The sequence below is a fragment of the Rhodoplanes roseus genome (assembly GCF_003258865.1).
In the GTDB taxonomy this organism is placed as follows: Bacteria; Pseudomonadota; Alphaproteobacteria; order Rhizobiales; family Xanthobacteraceae; genus Rhodoplanes; species Rhodoplanes roseus.
On record NZ_NPEX01000353.1, the window covers coordinates 3,943 to 5,149 of the forward strand.

At 72.5% G+C, this 1,207-nt stretch carries 1 protein-coding gene; it reads left to right on the forward strand.

Features of this window, described 5'->3' with window-relative positions; all coding sequences use genetic code 11:
- Nucleotides 1-161: 161 nt before the first annotated feature.
- A partial coding sequence (locus CH341_RS27855) for an ABC transporter permease (RefSeq protein WP_210208646.1) occupies nt 162-1,207 on the forward strand: 1,046 nt, incomplete at its 3' end.

Genomic DNA, 1,207 nt, shown 5'->3' on the forward strand with positions numbered 1-1,207 from the left:
GCGAAGCCTGCGTTCGCGGCTTCACCCCACCCCGACAGCCTGCGGCTGTCGACCCTCCCCCTCCAGGGGAGGGTGAACGTGCCTCACCCATTCGTTTTGCCATCCGCCTGCGTCCCCGCCATCCGCTCGCCTGGAGCGCACTCGTCGCCGTCGCGGCGCTGGTGCTGACACCGATCGCCAGCCTGCTCGCCATCGGCTGGCGCGGCGATCCCGAGCTGTGGCCGCATCTCGCCGCCTATGTGCTGCCCGACGCGCTGGTGACGACCCTGATGCTGCTCGCCGGCATCGCGGCGCTCACCACGCTGATCGGCGTCGGCACGGCGTGGCTCGTCGCGGTCCACGACTTTCCGGGTCGCCGTTTCGTCGTCTGGCTGCTGCCGCTGCCGCTCGCCTTCCCGACCTATATCGTCGCCTATGTCTATGCCGACACGCTCGACACGCTCGGGCCCGTGCAGACGGGCCTGCGATGGCTGGTCGGCATCGACCGCCCGTCCGGCTCGATGCTTCCCGAAATGCGCTCGCTCGGCGGCGCCGTCGTAGTGATGAGCCTCGTGCTCTACCCCTATGTCTATCTCGCCATGCGGGCGATGCTGCAGGCCCGCAGCGCCGTCCTGGTCGAGGCGGCGCGGCTGCTCGGCGCCGGCGCCTGGCGCATCGCCCGCGACATCACGCTGCCGATGGCGCGGCCGGCGCTCGCCGCCGGGCTGGCGCTGGTGCTGATGGAGTCGCTCAACGACATCGGCGCGACCGAGTATCTCGGCGTCCGGACCCTCACGCTCGCCGTGTTCACCACCTGGCTCAACCGCGGCAGCCTCGCCGGCGCCGCCCAGATCGCCTGCGTGATGCTGCTCGCGGTGGCCGCCCTGATCGTGCTGGAGCGGCATGCCCGCCGCGGCCGCAGCGTCGCGCCGAGCAGCACCGATTCGCGCGACTGCCGGCGCATCCCTCTCACCGGCATGTCCGGGGCGCTCGCGCTCGCCGCCTGCCTGCTGCCGGTCGTTCTCGGCTTCGCGGTGCCCTTCGTGTTCCTGCTGCGCGAGGTGATGGTCCGCGGCCTGCTGGTCGGCTTCGATCCCGATCTCGTCCGCCACGTCGGCTCGACCGTGACGCTGGCAGCCGCCGCGACGGTGCTGACGCTCGCGCTCGGCTTCGGCGTCGCCTTCGCGGTCCGCCTGGTCCGCCGGCCGGCAGCCGGCGGGCTGCTCGG